This window comes from Sphingobium sp. WTD-1 (genome assembly GCF_030128825.1).
Classification (GTDB): domain Bacteria; phylum Pseudomonadota; class Alphaproteobacteria; order Sphingomonadales; family Sphingomonadaceae; genus Sphingobium.
In genome coordinates this window covers 4,268,134-4,287,134 of record NZ_CP119127.1, presented here as the reverse complement: position 1 = coordinate 4,287,134, position 19,001 = coordinate 4,268,134, and the positions used below count along the sequence as shown (strand labels likewise).

At 65.8% G+C, this 19,001-nt stretch carries 19 protein-coding genes; 12 read left to right on the top strand and 7 right to left on the bottom strand.

Annotated features, from left to right (window positions below):
• Nucleotides 1-59 precede the first annotated feature (59 nt).
• Nucleotides 60-500 (top strand): host attachment family protein, encoded by a 441-nt coding sequence (locus N6H05_RS21315; RefSeq protein ID WP_284111574.1) that lies wholly within the window; start codon nt 60-62, stop codon nt 498-500.
• A gap of 181 nt (nt 501-681) precedes the next feature.
• On the opposite strand, the gene N6H05_RS21310 is transcribed toward N6H05_RS21315, so the two are convergent.
• Nucleotides 682-816: a hypothetical protein gene (locus N6H05_RS21310; RefSeq protein WP_017501572.1), complete on the bottom strand. Its 135-nt coding sequence runs from the start codon at nt 814-816 to the stop codon at nt 682-684.
• A 40-nt stretch (nt 817-856) separates the two neighbouring features.
• Here N6H05_RS21310 and N6H05_RS21305 point away from each other — a divergent pair, with 40 nt between their 5' ends.
• From N6H05_RS21305 to N6H05_RS21295, 3 genes are all read left to right on the top strand, one after another.
• The gene (locus N6H05_RS21305) at nt 857-1,489 is read left to right on the top strand and encodes a hypothetical protein (protein WP_284111572.1); all 633 of its coding nucleotides are present in this window, start codon (nt 857-859) and stop codon (nt 1,487-1,489) included.
• Nucleotides 1,490-2,010: 521 nt separating this feature from the next.
• The gene (dksA, locus tag N6H05_RS21300; RefSeq protein WP_004211401.1) at nt 2,011-2,475 is read left to right on the top strand and encodes an RNA polymerase-binding protein DksA; all 465 of its coding nucleotides are present in this window, start codon (nt 2,011-2,013) and stop codon (nt 2,473-2,475) included.
• A gap of 77 nt (nt 2,476-2,552) precedes the next feature.
• Nucleotides 2,553-2,921, top strand: coding sequence for a PilZ domain-containing protein (locus N6H05_RS21295; RefSeq protein ID WP_284111571.1), 369 nt, complete (start codon nt 2,553-2,555; stop codon nt 2,919-2,921).
• Nucleotides 2,922-3,175: 254 nt separating this feature from the next.
• Here N6H05_RS21295 and N6H05_RS21290 read toward each other — a convergent pair whose 3' ends face one another.
• Nucleotides 3,176-3,334 carry a YdcH family protein gene (locus N6H05_RS21290; protein WP_010337949.1) on the bottom strand — a complete coding sequence of 53 codons (159 nt, stop codon included), beginning with the start codon at nt 3,332-3,334 and terminating at the stop codon, nt 3,176-3,178.
• A 186-nt stretch (nt 3,335-3,520) separates the two neighbouring features.
• Between N6H05_RS21290 and N6H05_RS21285 the strand changes: the two genes are divergently transcribed.
• From N6H05_RS21285 to N6H05_RS21250, 8 genes are all read left to right on the top strand, one after another.
• On the top strand, nt 3,521-3,700 hold the full coding sequence (locus tag N6H05_RS21285) for a YdcH family protein (RefSeq protein ID WP_284114289.1): 180 nt from the start codon (nt 3,521-3,523) through the stop codon (nt 3,698-3,700).
• 120 nt (nt 3,701-3,820) lie between these two features.
• The gene (locus N6H05_RS21280; RefSeq protein ID WP_284111570.1) at nt 3,821-4,291 is read left to right on the top strand and encodes a DUF1465 family protein; all 471 of its coding nucleotides are present in this window, start codon (nt 3,821-3,823) and stop codon (nt 4,289-4,291) included.
• A 128-nt stretch (nt 4,292-4,419) separates the two neighbouring features.
• Complete coding sequence (locus tag N6H05_RS21275; protein WP_284111569.1) at nt 4,420-6,432, top strand: autotransporter assembly complex protein TamA; 2,013 nt, start codon at nt 4,420-4,422, stop codon at nt 6,430-6,432.
• Nucleotides 6,432-10,637, top strand: a complete 4,206-nt coding sequence (locus N6H05_RS21270) for a translocation/assembly module TamB domain-containing protein (RefSeq protein ID WP_284111568.1) — start codon at nt 6,432-6,434, stop codon at nt 10,635-10,637. The genes N6H05_RS21275 and N6H05_RS21270 overlap by 1 nt, the downstream gene beginning before the upstream one ends.
• Nucleotide 10,638: 1 nt before the next feature.
• Nucleotides 10,639-12,033: an L-serine ammonia-lyase gene (locus N6H05_RS21265; RefSeq protein ID WP_284111567.1), complete on the top strand. Its 1,395-nt coding sequence runs from the start codon at nt 10,639-10,641 to the stop codon at nt 12,031-12,033.
• A gap of 176 nt (nt 12,034-12,209) precedes the next feature.
• Entirely contained in the window at nt 12,210-12,863 is a 654-nt protein-coding gene (locus N6H05_RS21260; RefSeq protein WP_004211411.1) for an outer membrane protein, read from the top strand.
• A 95-nt stretch (nt 12,864-12,958) separates the two neighbouring features.
• Nucleotides 12,959-13,387 carry an acyl-CoA thioesterase gene (locus N6H05_RS21255; protein WP_284111566.1) on the top strand — a complete coding sequence of 143 codons (429 nt, stop codon included), beginning with the start codon at nt 12,959-12,961 and terminating at the stop codon, nt 13,385-13,387.
• A gap of 206 nt (nt 13,388-13,593) precedes the next feature.
• Complete coding sequence (locus N6H05_RS21250) at nt 13,594-14,694, top strand: glycoside hydrolase family 43 protein (protein WP_284111565.1); 1,101 nt, start codon at nt 13,594-13,596, stop codon at nt 14,692-14,694.
• Between the two features lie 57 nt (nt 14,695-14,751).
• On the opposite strand, the gene pyrF is transcribed toward N6H05_RS21250, so the two are convergent.
• From pyrF to N6H05_RS21225, 5 genes are all read right to left on the bottom strand, one after another.
• Complete coding sequence (pyrF, locus tag N6H05_RS21245) at nt 14,752-15,426, bottom strand: orotidine-5'-phosphate decarboxylase (RefSeq protein WP_010337957.1); 675 nt, start codon at nt 15,424-15,426, stop codon at nt 14,752-14,754.
• A complete protein-coding gene (locus N6H05_RS21240) occupies nt 15,423-15,761 on the bottom strand; it encodes a lipopolysaccharide assembly protein LapA domain-containing protein (RefSeq protein ID WP_010337958.1) in 339 nt (112 codons plus the stop codon). The genes pyrF and N6H05_RS21240 overlap by 4 nt, the downstream gene beginning before the upstream one ends.
• Nucleotides 15,762-15,829: 68 nt before the next feature.
• The gene (locus tag N6H05_RS21235; RefSeq protein ID WP_502958982.1) at nt 15,830-16,618 is read right to left on the bottom strand and encodes an aldose 1-epimerase; all 789 of its coding nucleotides are present in this window, start codon (nt 16,616-16,618) and stop codon (nt 15,830-15,832) included.
• Nucleotides 16,619-16,683: 65 nt separating this feature from the next.
• Nucleotides 16,684-18,096 carry a sugar porter family MFS transporter gene (locus N6H05_RS21230; RefSeq protein WP_017501562.1) on the bottom strand — a complete coding sequence of 471 codons (1,413 nt, stop codon included), beginning with the start codon at nt 18,094-18,096 and terminating at the stop codon, nt 16,684-16,686.
• 29 nt (nt 18,097-18,125) lie between these two features.
• Nucleotides 18,126-19,001 (bottom strand): SMP-30/gluconolactonase/LRE family protein, encoded by an 876-nt coding sequence (locus N6H05_RS21225; RefSeq protein ID WP_284111564.1) that lies wholly within the window; start codon nt 18,999-19,001, stop codon nt 18,126-18,128.

The following is a 19,001-nucleotide window of genomic DNA, read 5'->3' as shown; positions in this document are numbered from 1 at the left end:
ACGCAACCCTGTGCGCCTTCGTCCGTTGGTGATGCATCCACAAAATGAAGGAGAAGGCGATGCAGATCGATCATGATGCGATGGTGCTGGTGGCGGACGGGCGCAAATTGCTCTTCTTCCGCAACAAGGGCGACCGCGCCTTTCCCCAGCTTCAGGCGGAAGAGGTGAAGGTGCAGGACAATCCGGCCGACCGCGATCAGGCGTCGGATGCGCCCGGCCGCGCCTTCAATTCGGTCGGCAGCCATCGCAGCAGCATGGAACAGACCGATTTCCATGAACTGGAGGAGGCGCGCTTCGCCGCCGAGGCGGCCGACCTGCTCAAGCGCCGCGCCTTGGCCCAGGATTATGAGAAGCTGATCATCGTCGCTCCGCCGACCGCGCTGGGCGAGATGCGCAAACATTATCACAAGGAAGTGCAGGACCGGCTGGTCGGCGAGATCGCCAAGGATCTGGCCAATCATCCCGTGGGCGAAATCGAGAAGATCATCGCCCGCAGTTGAGCGGAAAACCCTATCGGTAAAAGAAAAGGGCGGCCCCTAGACATTGATGGCTTCAGTCTGAATCGGCCTGAAGCGTGCATCAATGTCTAGAAACAAGGAATAGAGCCTGATTCACGCCATCGGTGAAAGCGCGAAGCGCTTCCACCTCAGACGATCAGGCTCTTGCTGCCCTTTTTCGTTGTCAGATATTGCCGGTGCGGATGATCGGGATCGGCTTGGCCGGGCCATGGCCCTCGATCGACAGTTCTGTATTGCGATCGGCCAGACGCTTGCGCATCAGCAACGCGGCGGCGCCAGCACCGAACAGCAGCACCATCGGCGGCGCCGGCACATCGGTCGGCGGCGGGGGCGGCGGCGTGCCCGAAGAGGTGCCCGACGACGTTGAGGAGGAGGTCGAACTGCTGGTGGAACTGCTCGTCGAAGTGCTGCCGAAGCTCGACGATCCGGTCGAGGTCGAGCTGGACGTCGAGGTCGATGTCGCGCCCGACGAAGAAGAGGTCGACGTCGATGTCGATGTCGAGGTGGACGTCGAGGTCGATGTCGATGTCGATGTGGTTGTCGTCGTGGAACCGCCGCTGGAGGTCTCGCCCGGAGGTGTCGGGGCGTTGGAACCGCTCGAGGTGGTCGTCGTGCTCGTCGTGGAGGTCGGCGGGGTCGGCGCGTTGGAGCCGCTCGAACCGGTCGTGCCCGTTGAGCCGGTGGTCGAAATCACCACCGTGCCGCCGCCGCTGCTGCCGCCACCGAAAAAGCCGCCGATGAAGCCGCTGCTGCCGCCGAAGCCGCTGCTGCCACCAACAGGCGCTGGCGTCGGCGTGGGCCCTCCAGCCATCAGCGGCAGGGCGGCCTGCACTGGCGGTGGGGGCAGGGGAATGGGCGGCGAAGGCGTGGTCACGGTCACGCGGATCGGTGCAGCCTTTTTGACCGGCGCACGCTTGGCAGTGGCCAGCACCCGCTGGCGCGGCTTGGCCTTCACGCTCTTGGTGCTGTAGACCGTTGCCGGACGGGCATTTTCCGCCACATGGACGGCGCCCCCGCCAATGATGGCGCCGCCGCAAGTGCAGGCGCACAATTTTGCCAAAGCCATCCGAACCGACATAGGATCTTCTCTTGTCCTGTTATCCCATTCCCGCCATCGGACGCGGCCGTAGCGTGAACCCTGATATTCCCTAATCCCTACCAACGCAAAATAAAGCGTTAACAGCAAGCGCGTTAACCATGTTGGCGAGCCTAAAAGCCAGAAAAATCGGGCGTCCGAGTCAATCAAATTGGTTAACGTGTCATTGTGGTACGCAGTGCGCCGGGCACATGGCCGGCCTGGCTGGCGGCTCGGTGGAAACCCGGATGGAGTCGCTGCTGTCCCGGATGATCGCTTCCAACCGCCCTGGCGATACGTCGAGGGGCGCATTGCCCGCTTGTGTCGCCTCGTCGCGGTGGCTATGAGGCGCCCTCAAACAAAAGTCATGGGCGCCCGGAACTTACAGCGCCGGGGCCTCTCGAGTCGGAGAGCCAGATGGCATCGGTACTGAATTCCGATAAAGACGGTGTGAAGCCGCCAAAATCGACCGTAACACTTCCGGACGATTATCGTCCGTCGGCTGACGAAGAATTCATGAACCCCCTGCAGCAGGAATATTTCCGGCAGCGTCTCTGGGACTGGAAGAAGCAGATATTGTCGGAAGCGGAAGGCACGCTGGCCGTGCTGCAGAATGAACCGCTGCGCGAGCCCGACCTTAACGACCGTGCATCGAGCGAGACCGACTGGTCGATCGAACTGCGCACCCGCGACCGCCAGCGCAAGCTGATCTCCAAGATCGACGCGGCGCTCCGCCGTATCGACGAAGGCGAATATGGCTATTGCGAAGTCACCGGCGAGCCGATCTCGCTGGGCCGGCTGGAAGCCCGTCCAATCGCGACCATGACGGTCGAGGCGCAGGAGCGGCACGAGCGGCAGGAAAAAGTCTCCCGCGACGATTAACCCCCCTGCGGCGGTTAACCCTTTCTCCACGTCGCATGACTATCCTGTTGGCCAAGTGTCATTTTGCGGGAATAGTCATGGACAAGGAAACGGGAAATTCTGATCGGGGACCGGCTCGTTCCGCGCCGCGCGACAGCCTGTTCCTGCTCACCAGCCTCAGCACGCTGGATGGCGTCGATCTGGGTAAGGCGCGCGTGCGCAATTTGTCGGCCACCGGCCTGATGGCAGATTGCGAGCGCGCTATTCCGGCGGGCACGCGTCTTCGTCTTGAACTGCGCGGCGTTGGCCCGGTCGAGGGTGTGGTCGCCTGGTCGCGCGATGACAAGATCGGCTTCGCCTTCGACGCGCCGATTGATCCGCAACTGGCGCGCAAGCCGGTCGCCAATGGCGTGTCGCGGCAGGCCCTGCCGGACTATCTGCGTTCCGCGACGATCACGCGCCGCTGATATCGATGATGATGGTCGGCTGACAAAGGCTCCACCGGTTCGCCGCGTGGAGCTTTTTTCGTTCAGGACGGCGCATGCTGCTGTCATGTCCAACGCCTGTCATCGCCAGGTCATCTTCCCCGGCTAGGCGTCATCCGACGCACTATGTCAAAAATCTGGTCGGAGGTCCGACCGGATCGATGCTCCATGTCCTGCTGGCAGGAAAATGGCCGGTCCGGTGATCCGGCCCCGGCCTTTTCCGTGCGGTACAGGGCTTAGTGGCGGCCCTGCATCTCTTCCTTGACCCGCAATTTCTGCTTCTTCAGCGAGGCGACGAGAATATCGTCGGGCATCGGCCGACTCGACTCGGCCTTGATCCGGGCTTCGAGCCCGGCATGCTTTGCGGAAAGAGCTGAAACGTGGGAATTTTCCATGACATTCTCCTTACGAGGGTGATGGATGACGAAGTAGATCATGATTCGGCGGACCTGTCTCGCGATGATTCGTGCTTTGCGATGGGCCGTCGATAAAATTGCGATGGTCCGCGTGTCCGCGCCGGGCTATCAGGAGAGGCTATGATGGGTTCGGAAGGCGGGGGCTTGGTGAGCCGCGAAGACATTATGCGCCGGTTGGAGCTGCTGCGGGTCGAGCATCGTGATCTCGACGCTGCGATCGCGGCGCTGGTCGATGGCGGGGCAGGCGACCAGATGCAGGTCGCGCGCCTCAAGAAGCGCAAGCTGCGGCTGCGCGACGAGATCGTCGCGCTCGAAGATGCGCTGGTCCCGGACATCATTGCCTGATGCGCCGGCCGCGTCGCAAAATTGCGTGGCTGCGGCGTAAAGCGATCCCAAATGGGACAGGCGGGCTTCCGGCGCCTTTCACGGCCCTGACAATCGCCCTGCGATATGTCAGCTAGGCCTATGCGCAACGCTGCCGCCCTTGATCCTGGCCTTCATCGCCGCCTTGTCGATGGCCTCTATATGGAGGCGATGGTGATGGCGGATGAGGCGCGTTCCTATTTCGACGCGGACGAGGCCGGGCAGTTTGCCGCCGACGATCCGCTGCGCCGCGTATCCTTCGCCTGTGAATCGCTCAAGGTCACGACCCGGCTGATGCACATCATCGCCTGGCTGCTCAGCCAGCGCGCCTGGCAGCGTGGCGAGATTGGCGATGCGGATGTGGCCGATGAAAAATATCGGCTCGGCCGCGCCACCGCCACCGATACCGGCATCGCCGGCGACTTTCCCTTCGCCGCCCGCTCGCTGATCGAAGCGAGCCAGGAGCTGTATGGCCGGGTCGCGCGGCTGGAGGACCGAATGCTGTCTCCGGACGCGCCACTGGCTGACAGCCCGGCCCGCGCGCTGCTGGATCGGCTGAACACCGCCTTCTGACCGTCGGGTCTTCGCCATCTCTTGGCTGGCATAATCGCCCCGACTTGGTCTAGACCGGTCGCATGACCCATGGCTTGCGGACAGGGCGCCGCTTTCCCGTTGATCCGCGCGCCGCAGGGCTATGTCTCTTGCCTCTGGCGCTTTGCACCGCCGGCACTGCGTTTGCGCAGGCGGCTCAACCTGCCAATCCGGCCGCCGCCGATCCTGCCAGTCCGCCGGTCGATCCATCCGCATCGCTCGATGCCATGCCCGACATCGGCATCGACTGGCCCGACATGGGCCAGTCCGACACGGTCGCGCCGCTGCCCGAGGATCCGGTTGCAGCCAGCGAACCCGACATAGTCGATCAGCCGGCGCAGCAGGCCGCCGCCGATACAGGTCCGGCGGAGGAAGTCGTCACCTTCACCGACGCGGGCGAAGAGCGCAAATATGGCGTCACTTTGCGCGGCATCGACAATATCGGCGACAATCAGATCGCGACCCGTTTCGACAGTCTCTCGGTGCTGCACCAGTCGGAGGGGAAGGCCGCCAACCTTGCCCAGATCAACCGCCGGGTGAAGGAAGACAGCGACCTGCTCGACCGGCTGCTGCGCGCCGACGGCTATTATGCCGCGCGGGTGCGCGGCAGCGTCGCGCCGCCGCCCGCCGGCAGCGACAAGCTGTCCGTCATCTTCGATGTCACGCCGGGCCCGCTCTATCTCCTCGATACGGTGGAGATTGCCGGTCTCGCCGAAACCGGCCCGCGGGAGGAGACGCTGCGCGGCGCCTTCACGATGAAGTCGGGCGATCCGATCAACGCCGACCGCATCCTGGCGGGCCAGACCGCGCTGGCGACGGCGCTGGGCGAAAATGGCTATCCCTTCGCCAGGGTGGACGAACCCGAAGTGCGGATCGACCATGAAGCGCGCAACGGCGATCTCGACATCATCGTGACGCCCGGCGGCTATCGCAGCTTCGGCCAGATATTGCTCGACAATGATGATGTGTTCAGCGCCCGCCATCTCCAGCGCATGGCCCGGTTCGAACCCGGCGAAACCTACCGCGCCACCGATGTGGAGGATCTGCGCCGTGCCATCGTCACCACCGGCCTCGTCTCGTCCGTCACCCTGACGCCGAAGGACGCGGGCGATGGCGAACATGTCGACCTGGATGTCGATCTGCGCCCGGCGCCGATGCGCACCATTGCGGGCGAACTGGGCTATGGCACGGGCGAAGGCTATCGTGCGGAAATCAGCTGGCAGCACCGCAATCTCTTTCCGCCCGAAGGGTCGCTCACGCTGCGCGGCGTGCTCGGCACCCAGGAACAGACGGCGCAGGCCACCTATCGCCGCAACAATTTCCGCGAGCGCGACCATGTGCTGACCGGCCTCGTCTCCTACAGCAATATCCGCCGCGACGCCTATGACGCGCGCACCATCACCCTGTCGGGCGGGCTGGAGCGGCAGACCAACATTCTGTTTCAGAAGCATTGGGTCTGGCGCGTCGGTGCCGAACTCATCGCCTCGGACGAAGCGGACGCCTTCTCCGGCGGCAGCCGCCGTACCTTCTTCATCGGCGCGGTGCCGCTCAGCCTCACCTATGATGGCAGCGACGACCTGCTCAACCCCAGCAAGGGCTTCCGCCTCGGCGGCCGCCTCAGCCCGGAACTCTCCTTTCAGGGTTCGACCTTCGGCTATGCCAAGGCGCAGGTCGACGCCAGCGCCTATCAGCCGATCAATGATCGTGTCGTGCTCGCCGGGCGCACCCGGCTCGGCACCATCCTCGGCTCCACCGTCGATCGCATCGCGCCGTCGCGGCGCTTCTATGCCGGCGGCGGCGCGTCGGTGCGCGGCTATGGCTATCAGGCGATCGGCCCGCGCTACGGCCCGGACGATGATCCGGTCGGCGGCAAGAGCCTGATCGAATTTTCCGCCGAGGCGCGCATCCGCTTCGGCAATTTCGGCGTCGTGCCCTTCCTCGACGCGGGCAATATCTCCACCACCTTCCTGCCGCGCTTCCGCGACCTGCGCGTCGGCACCGGGTTGGGCGTGCGCTATTATAGCAGCTTCGGCCCGATCCGCGTCGATGTCGGCACGCCGATCAATCCGCAGCCGGGCGATGCCAAGGTCGCCGTCTATGTCTCGCTGGGGCAGGCCTTCTGATGGCCACGCTGCCGCCCGACAGCCCGCCGCCCGTGCCGCCGCCACCCGCCGCGCCGCCGCGCCGCCGCGCCTGGGACGGGCGCTGGCAGCGCTGGCTGGCGGGTGCGCTGGCGCTCGCGCTGCTGGTCGTGGCGGCGACGCTGGCCTGGCTCGACAGCGCGCCCGGCCATCGCTTCCTCGTCTCGCGCATCGCCGCCGTCAGCCCGCCCTCGGGCCTGCGCATCCATGTCGACCGGATCGAGGGCAGCATCTATCGCAAGGCGGTGCTGCGCGGTCTCGTCCTGTCCGATCCCAAGGGCCGCTTCTTCGACGCGCCGCGGGTGGAGCTGGACTGGTGGCCCTTCGCCTGGCTCTCCAACCGGCTCGACATCGACCGGCTGGTGATCCCGCAGGCGACCCTGCACAAACTGCCCAAGCTCAATCCCAGCGAGCGGCAGGGGCCGATCCTGCCGGGCTTCGACATCCGCCTGATGCAGTTCTCGGTCGATCGGCTGACCGTCGCGCCCGCCGTCACCGGCAAGGTCGAACTGGCGACCCTGTCGGGCGATGCGGACATTCGTGGCGGCCGCGCGATCATCGACCTGTCGGCCCGCGTGATCGGGGCGGAGGATGCCCTGAACCTCACGCTCGACAGCCGGCCCGATGATGACAGGTTCAACCTGGGGGTCACTGTCAATGCGCCCAGGGGCGGCGTGCTGGCAGCGATGGCCGGCCTCAATCAGGACGGCAATCTGCGCATCAGCGGCAAGGGGCGCTGGACCAGATGGGATGGGCGCCTGGCCGCCACCCTGGCCGGCAACCCCGTCGCCGACCTGAAACTCGGCGCGCGCAGCGGCGCCTACACCATCCAGGGCACGATCGAGGGCAGTGCTATTCCAGGCAAGGGCCTGTTCCCCCGTCTCGCGTCGCCGCGCCTGACCGTCAGCGCCCAGGGCACGCTCGCCGACCGGGTGGTCGATGGCAGGCTCACGCTGCGCTCGGCGGCGATCGACCTGATCGCCGACGGCGCCATCGACCTGCGCAACAACGCTTTCGACAATCTGCGCGTCGACATGAACCTCGCCCGGCCCGAAGCGCTGCTCAAGGATATGCGTGGCCGCGACGTGGTGGCGAAGGTCCGGCTCGACGGTCCGTTCGCCGGCTTCGGCTATGAATATCTGCTCACCGCGCGCCAACTCGCCTTCGGCAAGACCCAGATCAACGATGTCCGCATCGACGGCAAGGGGCGTCAGGCGAAAAGCGGGCCGGTGCTGCTGCCGGTCCGGCTGCGCGCCCGCAGCCTCGACGGGCAGGGCGATCTGGTCGCCGGCATCGTCCGCAATTTCGCGCTCGACGGCGTGCTGCAGCTCAAGGGGCAGCAGATCGTCAGCAACCCCATGCCCTTCCGGTCGGACCGCCTGAACGGCAAGCTGCTGGTCATCGCCGACCTCAAAAGCGGCCGCTATGATGTCGGCATCGACGGCCGGATCAGCGGTCTCTTCATTCGCGGCCTGGGCATCGTCGATCTGGACTCGAAACTGCGTGCGGCCCCCGGCGCCAATGGCGCCTTCGGCCTGTCGGGCAATGCGGTGGCCAAGGTCCGCCGGCTCGACAATGCCTTCCTCAAGGGGCTGGGCGGCGGCCTGCCCACGGTCCGCAGCGCGCTTGCCCTGTTGCCCGGCGGCGAGATCGGCTTCTCCAACATGAAGCTCGACGCGCCGCTCATCAGCCTCAATGCCAAGGGCGTGCGCCACCGCGACGGCACCGTCCATCTCGAAGGCAATGGCAGCCACAAGCAATATGGCCCGGTCAATGTCGTGCTCGATGGCAAGATCGACCGGCCGATCGTCCATGTCCAGCTGGCGCGGCCGATGGACGCGCTCGGCCTGCGCGACGTGCGCGGCGAATTTCTGCCCGGCGCCGACGGCAATTACAGCTTCACCGCTAATGGCGGATCGACGCTCGGCCCGTTCACGGGAGAAGGCCGCATCTTGCTGCCGCCCGGCGGTCAGGCGGTGGTCCGCGTCGCGCGCGTCGCCGTCTCGGGGGTCACCGCCAGCGGCGACATCCGCCCCGTCACCGGCGGCCTCGACGGCCAGTTGCTGGTCGCCGGCCCGGTCAGCGGCACGATCGGCTTCCAGCCGGTCGGCGGCATCCAGCAGTTGAAGCTCGACCTCGACGCCAATGATGCCAGCTTCGACGGCCCTTCGACCATCGCCGTGCGGCGCGGCTCGCTCGATGCCACCATCCTGCTCGATCCCGACGGCACCTCGATCAACGCCACGGCCCAGGCACGCGGCCTGCGCGTCGGCGGCATGCTGCTCGGCCGGCTCGACGCCACCGCCGCGCTGGTCGATGGGCGCGGTAAGGTCTCGGGCAATCTCTCGGGCCAGCGCGGCCGCTTGTTCGACCTCAAGGGCGAAGCGCAGGTCGATCTCGACCGGGTCCGCCTGTCGGCCAGCGGCACGATCGACAAGCGGCCGATCCGCCTGACCCGCGCGGCGCTCTTCACCCGTGCGGAGGATGGCTGGCGCCTGTCGCCCGCGACCATCAGCTATGCCGGCGGCACGCTGCAACTGGCGGGCGAGCTGGGCGGCGAAACCACCCGGATCGAGGCGCGCGCGCAGAAGATGCCCCTCGCCCTGCTCGACATCGCCTATGATAATCTGGGGCTGGGCGGCATGGCCACCGGCACCTTGAGCTACAGCCGCCCGCGCGGCGGCCTGCCGACCGGCAAGGCGGAACTGCGCATCCGTGGCCTGTCGCGCTCGGGCCTGTCCCTCAGCTCCCGCCCGGTTGATGTCGGCGTCAACGCCGTCCTCACCCTCGACCGGCTCGCCACCCGCATGGTCTTCGTCGCCGACGGCCAGACCATCGGCCGCGGCCAGGCGCTGCTCACCCCGCTCATCTCGACCGGCAGCCTGGTCGAACGGCTCAACGGCGCGCCGCTGATCGCGCAACTCCGCTTCAACGGCACCGCCGACACGCTCTGGCGCCTGACCGGCGTGGAGATTGTCGACATTGCCGGCCCGGTCAGCGTCTCCGCCGACGCGCATGGCACGCTCGCCGATCCGGTCATCACCGGCTCGCTCGCGACGGACAATGCCGCGCTCAACAGCCCGGTCACCGGCATGCGCCTGCGCAACGTCAAGGCGCGCGCCCGGTTCGCCGGGGCGCAACTGGTCTTCTCCAGCTTCACCGCCAATGCCCAGAATGGCGGCAGCGTGACCGGCACCGGCAATTTCACCTTCAACGGCATTGGCGGCGTCGGCATGGACCTCGCCTTCCAGGCGGACAATGCCGCGCTGCTGGAGCGTGACGATATCGCCGCCACTGTCACCGGTCCGCTCACCATCCGTTCCGACGGCAAGGGCGGTGAGATTGGCGGCGACGTCACCCTCAACAAGAGCCGCTTCACCATGGGGCGCGCCGCCGCCGTCGCCCAGATCCCCGAACTCAAGGTGGTCGAGATCAACCGGCGCGGCGAGGAGATCGAACGGCCACGCGCGACCGTCCCCTGGACCATGGCGGTCAAGGCGCGGGCGCGCAATCGCCTTACCGTTACCGGCCTGGGCCTCGACAGCGAATGGCGCGCCGATCTCAACATTGGCGGCACCGTCACCAATCCGGCGATCGCCGGCCGGGCCGAACTGGTGCGCGGCAATTATGAATTTGCCGGCCGCCGCTTCGAACTGCGCGAGGGGCGCATCCAGTTCGACGGCAAGACCCCGGTCAACCCGACCCTCGACATCGATGCGGAGGCGGATGTCAGCGATCTCACCGCCACCATCCATGTCGGCGGCACCGGCCTCAAGCCCGACATCAGCTTCAACTCCGTGCCCTCGCTGCCGCAGGACGAACTGCTCTCGCGCATCCTGTTCGGCACCTCGATCACCAACCTGTCCGCGCCCGAAGCGCTCCAGCTCGCCTCGGCGGTCGGCTCGCTCCAGGGCGAGGGCGGGCTTGATCCGATCAATGCCGTGCGCAAGGCGGCGGGCCTGGATCGTCTGCGCATCATCGCGGCCGACCCGACCCAGGGGCAGGGCACATCACTCGCCGCCGGCAAATATCTGACCCGCAAGACCTATGTCGAACTGATCAGCGACGGGCAGGGCTATAGCGCCACCCGGATGGAATATCAGGTGACACGCTGGCTGTCCCTGCTGGGCGCCATTTCCACCCTCGGCCGCCAGAGCGCCAACCTGCGTATTTCCAAGGATTATTGACGTGACCAAATCGCGCATCGACAGCGCCGCCGCGATCAGCGTGATGGACCTGTTCACCATCGGCATCGGCCCGTCCAGCTCGCACACGGTCGGGCCGATGCGCGCCGCGCTGATGTTCATGGATACGCTGCCCACCTGTCCGGTGCGGGTGCAGTGCGAACTTTACGGGTCGCTGGCGCTGACCGGCCGGGGCCATGCCACCGACAGCGCGATCCTGCTCGGCCTGTCGGGGCACAGCCCCGAAAATGTCGATCCCGATGCCATCCCCGCCATTCTTCAGGCGATCCGCGACGATGGCCGCATTCGCGCCGGCAGCGCGCATAGCGACTGGGTGCCTTTCGAGGAAGCGCGCGACCTTGTCTTCCGCATGGGCGAATTTCTGGAGGCGCACAGCAACGGCATGCGCTTCACCGCCTGGCTGCCGGGCCGGGACGAGCCGCTGGTGCGCGATTATTATTCGATCGGCGGCGGCGCGGTGCTGCCCGGCGCTATTCCCGCTGACCCGGATATTCCGCTCGGGCATAATGTGGTCCAGCCCTTTCCCTTCTCGTCCGGCGCCGAACTGCTGGCGCAGGGGGAGGCGACCGGCCTCAGCATCGCCACGCTGGTGCTCCGCAATGAAGGCGCCTGGCGCGCCCAGGGAGAGACTGAGGCCTTTCTCGACAGCGTGATCGACGCCATGTCCGCCTCGATCGATCGCGGCCTGAAAGAAGAAGGCCTGCTGCCCGGTGGGCTCAAGGTGCGTCGCCGGGCCAAGGCGATCCACAACAAGCTGCGGCTGCAGGGCGCCAGTGTCGGCCCCGCCCAGATCTTCGAATGGGTGAGCCTGTTCGCGCTCGCCGTGAATGAGGAAAATGCCGCCGGCGGCCGGGTCGTCACCGCACCGACCAATGGCGCGGCTGGCGTGATCCCGGCGGTCCTCCATTATTATCGCCGCTTCGTCCCCGGCGCCGATCGGGAAGGGGAACGCCGCTTCCTCCTTACCACCGCCGCCATGGGCTTCCTCTACAAGAAGCGCGCCTCCATCTCGGCCGCGGAAATGGGCTGCCAGGGGGAAGTCGGTGTCGCCTGCTCGATGGCGGCCGCGGGCTTGGCGGCCGTGCTGGGCGGCACCAACAGCCAGGTCGAAAATGCCGCCGAGATCGGCATGGAGCATAATCTGGGCCTTACCTGCGATCCGATCGGCGGCCTCGTCCAGATCCCCTGCATCGAACGCAACACCATGGGCGCAGTGAAGGCGATCAACGCCGCCTATCTCGCGCTTCAGGGCGATGGTCGTCATATCGTCAGCCTCGACGCGGTGATCGAGACGATGCGCCAGACCGGCGAGGATATGGCCAGCCGTTACAAGGAGACATCGCTTGGCGGTCTGGCCGTCAATGTCGTGGAATGCTGAAGGAAGGCGCTTCATTTCGTCGCTCCCGGCCCACGGGAACGCGCCGAACTGAGCGGCTTTCGTGGTATTAATGCCACATTATCAGCTGTTTATCTGAGGTTCATGAAACAAAAATGACCGCTCCGGCTTGAGCGTCTCACCCCCAAGGGGAAGAGAAAGACAACGGAGTGATGTTTATGCGTAAGTTGATGGTCGCCACTTTGCTGGCCGGTGGTGCAGTCGCCGCGCCGGCGCTCGCACAGGATGCCACCCCGACCTTCACCGGCCCGCGTGTCGAAGCGATCCTGGGCTATGACCATACCGGGGCCGGCAGCTCGATCGACAATGACAATGGCAGCGACGATCAGAAGATCGACGGCCTGCTCTATGGTGTCGGCGCGGGCTATGACGTGAATGTCGGCGGCGCCGTCGTCGGCGTCGAGGGCGAGTTCACCGACTCCACCGCCAAGAGCAGCCGCAACGACTTCACCGACCAGTTCGGCTATGGCCGCGTCAAGCAGGGCCGCGATCTCTATATCGGTGCCCGCGCCGGTATCCTCGCCGATCCCTCGACGCTCATCTATGTGAAGGGCGGCTACACCAACACCAAGCTGGGCGTGCTGGCCGGCGACACCAACCAGGTTACCGACACCTCGTTCAAGCTGGACGGCTGGCGCGTCGGCGGCGGCGTGGAGCGCGCGCTCAACGCCAACACCTTCGCCAAGATCGAATATCGCTACTCCAAATATGACAGCGCCCATATCGACTTCATGGACGGCTCGACCAGCAGCGAGTTCGATGTCGACACCGACCGCCATCAGGTCGTCGCCTCGGTCGGCTGGCGCTTCTAAAACGATATGGAAAGGGGGGCGGTCACTGATCGGCCCCCTTTTTTGCAGCATCCGCCCATAGCCTCTATCAGCCGGCCTGCGGGGATGTTACTTACATGGTTGTGAGTAACGCGATTCCCCACCTGTACCCGGTTGGCATCCAGCCCGACGACATCGACTTCATGGGTCATGTCAACAATGCCAGCTATCTGAAGTGGGTGCAGGATGCCGTGCTCGATCATTGGCGCGCGCTCGCCCCGGCTGAGGCGGTGGCCCAGCATCTCTGGGTCGCGCTCAAGCACGAGATCACCTACCGCAAGCCCACTTTCCTGGATGATGAGGTGATCGCCACCGTCCTCCTCGAAAAGGTGCAGGGCGCCCGTGCCTTTTACGAAACGGTGATCCGCCGTGGCGAGGAAGTGCTGGCCGAGGTCAAGTCGAGCTGGTGCTGCGTCGATGCCTCGACCCTGCGCCCGGCCCGCATCGCCCGCGAGGTGATGCAGCATTTCTTCGCGCCTGAAGACAACGGCGCCAGCGCCGACTGATCCCACCTTATGAACAGCAGGGTTGCAGCGTGGGAACGCGCTTGACCCACGCCCGGATGTTTGCATTAGTCGGACAAATAAAGGGCCGGTGACGGGGCGGCGAACTGCGCCGTCCGCTGCGGCTCTGTCGGCGAAGCGCGTCTGTCGATCATCATGCGCTCGCCCGATGGATGAGGGAGAGGGCGTTGATGCGGTGGCAGTCGGGAATGACATATCTGGGTTTTGGCCTGCTGCTGGGCAGCGCCACCATGGCGATCACGGCCCCCGCCACGCCGCCGCGCCAGCTCGATATCGTCAAGCATATTGCCAAGGCCAAGCCGGAAGCGAAGGACGAGGGCAGCGCCCGGACGTCCTATCTCCTCGTCTATTTCAAGGACGAGACCCACTCGCTGCATTTCGCGACCTCGGCGGACGGCTACAGCTTCACCGACGTCAACGACGGTGCGCCGGTCCTCAATGGCCGCGACGTCGCCGAACAGAAGGGCATCCGCGATCCCTATATCATGCGCGGTCCCGACAACGCTTTCTATCTCGCCATGACCGACCTGCATATTTTCGCCAGGCGCGAAGGGCTGCGCGATACCGACTGGCAGCGGCCGACTGACAGCTATGGCTGGGGCAATAACCGCTCGATGATCTTCATGAAATCCTATGATCTCACCCACTGGACGCTGGCGTCCGTGACCATAGATCAATTGTTCAAGTCGACCGCCAATGCCGGCACCGCTTGGGCGCCGGAAATGATCTACGATCCCGACAAGCGCAAGATCATGGTCTATTTCAGCACCCGCAACGGCAAGGAAACCGACCATATGGTCTATGCCTATGCGAACGACGCCTTCACCACGCTGACCAGCGAACCGCGCGACCTGTTCACCTATCCCAAGGCCGGCATCGGCACGATCGACGGCGACATCACCAAGGTCGGCGACCGCTATCGCCTCTTCTATGTCGCCCATGACAAGCCCGGCCATCTGCGTCAGGCGACCTCATCGCGCATGGATGGCGGCTATGTCTTCGATCCCGCCAAGATCGACCCGGAAACGGTCGGCACCGAAGCGCCCAACCTGTGGCGGCGCCATGGCACCGACACTTATGTTCTGATGTATGATGTGTTCGGCGCCAAGCCGGTCAACAATATGGGCTTTTCAGAGACGGAGGATTTCGTCCATTTCCGCGACATCGGCCATTTCAACGCGCCGGGATCGCCGATGAAGGCGACCAACTTCACCCAGCCCAAGCACGGCGCCGTCATCCCGATCACCCCGGCGGAAGCGGAGCGGCTGAAGACGTTCTTCCAGAAATAAGGGGCAGGGGAGGATCGCACCGGATCGGCGCAGCGCCGCCGGTGCGATCCATCATCCTTACAGCGTCGCTTCAATCGCGCGCGCGGCCTGGTCGGGATCTTCGGCCTGGCTGATCGGGCGACCGATCACCAGCATCGACGCCCCCCGGTCCAGCGCCTCGCGCGGGGTCACGGCGCGCTTCTGGTCGCCCATCGCGCCGCCCGCCGGGCGCACGCCGGGCACGACGAAATAGCCGTCGGGCCAGATTTTCTTGACCAGCGCCACCTCTTCGCCGGAACAGACGATGCCGTCGAGGCCAGCGTCGCGCGCCAGTTCGGCGAGGCGCGTCACTTGCTCCTCCGCCGCGCCATTGACGCCGATGTCATTAAGGTCGCCATTGTCGAGGCTGGTAAGCACCGTCACCGCCACCACCTTGGTCTTGGTGCCGGCCGCTGCCTTGGCATCCTCCAGCATCGCCCGACCGCCGGCGGCATGGACCGTCAGCACCGCCGGCTCCAGCCCGTGCAGCGCCTGTACCGCCTTGGCCACCGTATTGGGAATGTCGTGCAGCTTGAGGTCGAGGAAGATCGGGAGGCCGAACTTCATCATCTCATGCACGCCATGATGGCCATTGGCGCAGAAGAACTCCAGCCCCAGCTTCAGCCCGCCGACATGGTTGCGGACCTGCCCGGCCAGATGCTGGGCCTTGGCAAGGTCGGGCGTGTCGATGGCGACATAGATCGGGCTGCTCATGCTTGTCCTGTAGGGGTAAGGGGCGACGGCGTGGCGTCGGGCAAGATCGGGGTTGTCACCGTCGCAGGCGTGGCCGGCGCGGCGGAAGCGGTTGCGGCGACCAGCGCACGCTCGGTGCTCTCCAGCCGGCGCTTCATGCGCCAGCGCGTCGCGCGGGCCATGATCCAGAAGGGCATGGCGCCCAGCAGGAATGCGCCGATCAGAAGCACGGGCAATTTGGTTTCCATCACCATGTCGCCCCACAGGCGCACGGTCACGGGGACATAGTTCGCCATGCAGAAGAAGGCGAGGGCGACGGCGATGACGACCCAGAAGGCAGTCCGCAGAAATTGCATCGGCGATCCTCTCGCTGCTGATAGGGCGGTCAGCCTAGGCGATTTTGGCGAAAGGCGAAAGCGCCTGTTCAGATTTCGCGGACGGCGACCATCATCGACAGGCTTTGCGTGGCGCCCGGCGCCAGCATCGCCATGCCCTCGGCCCGGTTGATCGCGTCCGGCATATGGCTGACCGGCTCCAGGCAGAAGAAGTCGCCGGCGGGCGGGCGGAAGACATGCAGCCAGTCCGCACCCTGCGCCATCAAGGTCAGGCGGATGCCGTCGCCGCGATCGACCAGTGCCACATGGTCCCAGCCGCCATGGACATTGTCGATCAGGCTGTCGCCGGTCACGCGCGCACCCTGCGACCAGTCGCCCAGCGCATCGGCCGGCACTTCCCGTTCGGGCAGCATGTCGGGGGAGGAGAGCCAGAGCGTGTCGGCGTGGAAGCGCAGCATCGTGTCGCCGTCCAGCGCAAAATAGGGATGGAAGCCAAGGCCGCAGGGCATCGGACTGTCGCCCAGATTCTGCACCAGCAGCGTGACCTCCAGCGCATCCTCGCTCAGGCGGACATGCTGCTGCGCGCGCCAGGCCCAGGGCCAGCCCGCATCGCCTTCATGCTCCTGCTCCAGCCTGACGTCATGGCCCGACTGTTCCAGCACATGCCAGGGCCGCTGCCAGCCAAAGCCATGGATGCTGTGGGCATGGTCGCCGAAATTGAGCGGCAACTGATAGCGTTGCCCGTCCACCATATAGCGCCCATGGGCGATGCGGTTGGCATAGGGCACCAGCGGGAAGCTGGCCATGTCCAGCGGATCATGGCTGTCCTGCGGCGCGCGGCGCAGCAGGGCCACGCCGTCGCGATCGAAGGACAGGATCGACCCGCCAATGTCCGGGGCGAGCGCGCAGCGGAGCGCGCCCGCCTTCAGGGTGACGATCTTGCTCAGCCGACCATGTCCTCAAGCTCGCGGCCCTTGGTCTCATGGACCATGGCGCGCACGAAGAAGAAGGAAATGGCGGCAAACAGGGCGTAGCCGGTATAGGTCACGACCAGGCCCGGCGACACGGCGAGCGACGGGAAGCTGACCGAGATCGCGGCATTGGCGATCCACTGGGCGAAGCCGGCGACGGCCAGGCCCGAACCACGGATCTGGTTGGGGAACATCTCGCCCAGCATCACCCACATGATCGGACCCCAACTCAGGTTGAAGAAGATCACGTAGAGGTTCGCCGCGATTAGCGCCATCAGGCCATTATGGCCCGGCAGCACCACGCCGCCATCCGCGCCGGTGACGGCGGTGGAGAAGGCATAGGCGACGATCGCCAGCGTCACCGCCATGCCGGCAGAGCCGATCAGCAGCAGCGGCTTGCGGCCGATCTTGTCAACCAGCATGATCGTGCCCAGGCACGCGCCGATCGACAGCACGCCCGACAGGATGTTGATCTGCAGCGCATTATCCTCGGAAAAGCCGACGGCTTCCCACAGGGTGGCACCATAATAGAAGACGACGTTGATGCCGACCAGCTGCTGGAACACAGCCAGACCGATGCCGGCCCACACGATCGGGCGCACCTTGCCGCTGGCCTTGTCGATCAGGTCACTGAGCTTGGGGCGGTGATGATCGGCGGCCAGGCTGGCGCGGATCTCGGTAACCTTGCGATTGGCTTCCTCGGCGCCGAACAGCTTGGTCAGGACCGCGCGGGCGCGTTCGTCCTGGCCGCGCGCGACCAGATAGCGGGGGCTTTCCGGGATCACCAGCAGCGCCAGGAAATAGATGGCGGCCGGGATCGCCTGCAGCCAGAACATCCAGCGCCAGGCCGGGAAGTCGAGCCACAGCGGCGCAGTCGAACCGCCGGCATAGCGGGCCAGCACGAAATTGGCGACGAAGGCGCCGGTGAGGCCCGAAATGATCATCACCTGCTGCACGCTCGACAGCCGGCCGCGGATCGATGCGGGGGTGACTTCGGAGATATAGACCGGCGAGATGACGCTCGCCGCGCCCACGCCCAGACCGCCGATGATGCGGGCGATGATGAAGATGGCGGAGGAACCGGCGGCACCGGCCAGCAGCGCGCTCACCAGGAACAGGATCGCCGCCAGCATCATCACGCCGCGACGGCCGATGATGTCGGCCATGCGGCCCGCGCCGAATGCGCCGATCGACGAGCCCACCAGGATCGCGCCGACATTGACGCCGATGCCCAGCTTGCCCAGGTCGAAGGCGGCTTCCAGCCCCTTCTGGGTGCCGTTGATGACGCCCGAATCATAACCGAACATAAAACCGCCGATCGTGGCGACGGCCACGATCGCTGCGATGAAGGCCATATTGACCTTCCCGGCGCTCCCCTCACTCATCTGCTTGTCCTTCCAGCTCTCTATTTCTTCTATATCGTGGCGACATGGCCGGGCAGCCCCGCGACGCCGGCGTCGAAGGCGAACAGATCGCCTGCCAGGGGCTGTTCTGTCAACGCTGTCACATCCAGTCCCTTGCGCGCCGTCGTGGCATAGGCCGTCATCAGGACCGGGCCGCCAAAGGCGATCTTTGTGATGTTGGCGACGGGAAAGCGTATTTCGCGCATCAACCGCCCGGCCGGGTCATAGCGGCGCACCGCCCATCCGCCGAACAGCCCGGTCCACAGACAGCCTTCGGCATCGACCGTGGGGCCGTCGGGATAGCCCGCGCCATCCTCGATCCGCGTGAACAGGGTGGCGGCGCCGGCGACGCCATCGGCATCGACCGGACATTGCCAGATGGCGCGGCCCAGCGTGTCAGTATGATAGAGGATGCGCCCGTCGGGCGAGAGGGCAGGGCCGTTGGTGATCGACACGGCGGCCAGCCCGCTCTCGACCAGGTCGCCGCGATGCAGTCGATAGAAGCGACCGCTTTCCTCTTCCTCGGCATCGTCCATCGATCCGAACCACAGGGCGCCGCCAGGCGCCACCGTGGCGTCGTTCAGCCGGTTGCCCGGCCGATGCGCCTCGGGCGCGTGGAGCAGGGTGAAGGCGCCGCTCTTCGGATCGAAGCGATGCACGCCCGATTGCAGGCCGACCGCGAACAGCCCGTCGTCGGTCGGCACGATCCAGCCGACCTGGCCCGGCGTGGTCCAGCTCTTGGACACGTCCAGCGCCGGGTCGAAGCGGTGGATCGCATGGCCCTTGATGTCGACGAACCACAAGGCCGCCTCGCGCGCGACCCAGATCGGCCCTTCGCCCAGCATCGCCCCGACCGACAGGACGCTGCGCGGTGCGGCGTCGCTCAT

Coding starts and splice junctions, on each gene's coding strand:
- N6H05_RS21260 (WP_004211411.1), top strand. CDS start 12,210: ATGCGTAAGTTGATGGTCGCCACTTTGCTGGCCGGTGGTGCAGTCGCC.
- N6H05_RS21255 (WP_284111566.1), top strand. CDS start 12,959: ATGGTTGTGAGTAACGCGATTCCCCACCTGTACCCGGTTGGCATCCAG.
- N6H05_RS21280 (WP_284111570.1), top strand. CDS start 3,821: ATGCGCAACGCTGCCGCCCTTGATCCTGGCCTTCATCGCCGCCTTGTC.
- N6H05_RS21290 (WP_010337949.1), bottom strand. CDS start 3,334: ATGGAAAATTCCCACGTTTCAGCTCTTTCCGCAAAGCATGCCGGGCTC.
- N6H05_RS21240 (WP_010337958.1), bottom strand. CDS start 15,761: ATGCAATTTCTGCGGACTGCCTTCTGGGTCGTCATCGCCGTCGCCCTC.
- N6H05_RS21250 (WP_284111565.1), top strand. CDS start 13,594: ATGACATATCTGGGTTTTGGCCTGCTGCTGGGCAGCGCCACCATGGCG.
- N6H05_RS21270 (WP_284111568.1), top strand. CDS start 6,432: ATGGCCACGCTGCCGCCCGACAGCCCGCCGCCCGTGCCGCCGCCACCC.
- N6H05_RS21295 (WP_284111571.1), top strand. CDS start 2,553: ATGGACAAGGAAACGGGAAATTCTGATCGGGGACCGGCTCGTTCCGCG.
- pyrF (WP_010337957.1), bottom strand. CDS start 15,426: ATGAGCAGCCCGATCTATGTCGCCATCGACACGCCCGACCTTGCCAAG.
- N6H05_RS21285 (WP_284114289.1), top strand. CDS start 3,521: ATGCGCCGGTTGGAGCTGCTGCGGGTCGAGCATCGTGATCTCGACGCT.
- N6H05_RS21225 (WP_284111564.1), bottom strand. CDS start 19,001: ATGAGCGACGCCGCACCGCGCAGCGTCCTGTCGGTCGGGGCGATGCTG.
- N6H05_RS21315 (WP_284111574.1), top strand. CDS start 60: ATGCAGATCGATCATGATGCGATGGTGCTGGTGGCGGACGGGCGCAAA.
- N6H05_RS21230 (WP_017501562.1), bottom strand. CDS start 18,096: ATGAGTGAGGGGAGCGCCGGGAAGGTCAATATGGCCTTCATCGCAGCG.
- N6H05_RS21310 (WP_017501572.1), bottom strand. CDS start 816: ATGGTGCTGCTGTTCGGTGCTGGCGCCGCCGCGTTGCTGATGCGCAAG.
- dksA (WP_004211401.1), top strand. CDS start 2,011: ATGGCATCGGTACTGAATTCCGATAAAGACGGTGTGAAGCCGCCAAAA.